3 protein-coding genes and 1 pseudogene are annotated in these 1,813 nt (G+C 68.6%); 2 read left to right on the top strand and 2 right to left on the bottom strand.

The window, feature by feature from the left end; translation table 11 throughout:
- The coding region (locus UK23_RS29770) for a M28 family peptidase (protein ID WP_231114734.1) at positions 1 to 529 on the top strand (529 nt) is incomplete at its 5' end.
- A 13-nt stretch (positions 530 to 542) separates the two neighbouring features.
- On the opposite strand, the gene UK23_RS29775 is transcribed toward UK23_RS29770, so the two are convergent.
- Positions 543 to 920, bottom strand: a complete 378-nt coding sequence (locus UK23_RS29775) for a hypothetical protein (RefSeq protein WP_045314994.1) — start codon at positions 918 to 920, stop codon at positions 543 to 545.
- Positions 917 to 1,573 (bottom strand): GntR family transcriptional regulator, encoded by a 657-nt coding sequence (locus UK23_RS29780; protein WP_045314995.1) that lies wholly within the window; start codon positions 1,571 to 1,573, stop codon positions 917 to 919. The genes UK23_RS29775 and UK23_RS29780 overlap by 4 nt, the downstream gene beginning before the upstream one ends.
- Before the next feature lie 95 nt (positions 1,574 to 1,668).
- On the opposite strand from UK23_RS29780, the pseudogene UK23_RS51990 reads away from it, so the two are divergent.
- Positions 1,669 to 1,813: pseudogene (locus UK23_RS51990) on the top strand (serine hydroxymethyltransferase); the annotation flags it as partial.

Raw genomic sequence — 1,813 nt, forward strand, 5'->3', positions numbered from 1 at the left:
GCACTACGACACCGTGCCGGGCTCTCCTGGTGCCAACGACGACGGCAGCGGAACCGTGCTGTGCCTGGAGCTCGCGCGCGTATTGCGTTACCTGCCAACGCACAAGGCGCTCCGGTTCGCCTTGTGGGGTTCGGAAGAGCAGGGGCTGCTCGGCTCGCGCCACTACGTTTCGCAGCTCGCGCCTGAAGAGATCGCGCGGATCAAGGGCGTCTTCCAGAACGACATGGTCGCCACCAGCCACGACCCGGCCACGGCGTACTGGCTGCTGTCCGTGGACGGGGCGGACAACGCGACCACGCGTGAGGTTCGGGCGGCGGCGCAACGACTCGGCTACGACCCGCGGGTGCACGGCCCGGTGGCGCGCGGATCGAGCGACCACGTGCCGTTCCACGAGAAGGGCATGGCGTCGGCGAACTTCAGCTGGCGCGGTGAGGGCGGTCCGGCGTTGCTCGAACCGATCTACCACACGCCCGAGGACACGATCCGCGGCAACATCAGCCTGGAACGCCTGCAGGTTCGCTGGAGCTGATCGGCTCGGCCGCCTATCGGCTCGCCACCCAGCGCTGGGGAATGGACGCGTCCAGGCCGGCGGGAGTCATGTCCGGGGTGATCGGGAAGTCGAAGTTGTAGCCCTCGTCGCAGAAGATCACTTCGACGTCCGCGGGCACCAGCCTGCGCCACCACACGGCGAACTCGGCGACGAGCCCGATCTCACCTGCCAGGTAGAGGCAGGTGCCGTCCGCGTTCGCCCAGGCCTCGGTCCTGGCCTGGGTCCAGTGCACGTCCCGCACCTCGGACGGCCAGGGTGAGGCGTCCTGCAGCACTGCGTGCGGCCAGTCGGCGCGCAACGCAGCCAGCAGCACCTCGCGGTCGACACGCCGGCCGTCGCTCTCGAACACCGCCAGGTAGGTCGTGCTCATATTGCCGACCGGATGGCCTGCTCGAACCCTTCCACGTGGCCACGCGCGATGTCCGCGGCCTTCTCCGCGTCGCCCGCCACGATCGCCTCGATCAACGGCTCGTGCTCCTCGACGTGGCTCGCCATGTCCGCCAGCCGGTCGATGAACAGGCACCAGATCCGCGTCGCCAGGTTGTCGTAGCGGACGAGCGTGTCCTCCAGGTACGGGTTGTGCGTGGCCGCGTACACCGCCCGGTGCACCTTCAGGTCCAGCCGCATCAACGAAGCCGTGTCGCCGCGGTCGACCTGCCCCAGGCCCTGGATGAGAGCCGTCAACGTCGAACGGTCGGCGGGAGTGGCGCGGCGGGCTGCCTGGGCCGCCGCCAGGGGTTCCAGCTCCTGGCGCACCTCGGAGATGTGCGCCAGGTCGGTGATGTTGACGTCGGTGGCGAACGTGCCGCGCCGCGGGTAGGCCGCGATCAGCCGCTCGTACTGCAGGCGCTTCAGGGCCTCGCGGACCGGCGTGCGGCCGAAGCCGAGCGACTGCGCGAGCTGATCTTCGTTGATGGGCGCGCCTGGGCGAATGTCCAGCATGACCAGCTGGTCGCGGATGTTGCGGTACGCCCGCTCGGCGAACGAGAGTTCTTCGCCGAGAGGCTCGGCCACGTTCTCCATCAGGCCCCCTTGACCTCTCCGGCGAGCTTGAATACCTTAACGCAGAGTCTGATATATCAGTTGTTCACCAGTCGTCCGCCAGTATGGAGCCTCGCATGCCACCGAGTCCACTGTCCCGGCCACTGCACGAACTCGACCCCGAAGTCGCCGCCGCGGTGGACGCGGAGCTGTGGCGCCAGCAGTCGACGCTCGAGATGATCGCCTCCGAGAACTTCGCGCCGGCCGCGGTCATGCAGGCCC

The sequence above is a fragment of the Lentzea aerocolonigenes genome, from assembly GCF_000955955.1.
Taxonomy (GTDB): Bacteria; Actinomycetota; Actinomycetes; order Mycobacteriales; family Pseudonocardiaceae; genus Lentzea; species Lentzea aerocolonigenes_A.